Genomic DNA, 223 nt, shown 5'->3' on the forward strand with positions numbered 1-223 from the left:
TCGATGTCGAACTCGGGCGTGATGACGGGATCATCGATCGCAGCGATCCGCTCCTCGCAGAGTCCGCGCGCGAAGCCAGTCACGTCGAACCGGGATGAGCCGTTTCCGTCATAGAGGTCGCGATGGGCCGCACCGAGGGCCTGAAGGCGCTCCCTCATGCGCCCCAGCACGCGGCTGGTTGCCTCGTCTTCCGCATGGCGGCTCTCGATGCCGATCAGCGACA

Annotated in this window: 1 protein-coding gene; it reads right to left on the reverse strand. The window is 65.9% G+C overall.

The window, feature by feature from the left end; genetic code table 11:
* A partial coding sequence (locus E4K09_RS23700) for a histidine kinase dimerization/phosphoacceptor domain -containing protein (RefSeq protein WP_280177491.1) occupies positions 1 to 223 on the reverse strand: 223 nt, incomplete at both ends.

Origin of the sequence: Microvirga pakistanensis, from assembly GCF_004458765.1 — a bacterium.
GTDB classification, from domain to species: domain Bacteria; phylum Pseudomonadota; class Alphaproteobacteria; order Rhizobiales; family Beijerinckiaceae; genus Microvirga; species Microvirga pakistanensis.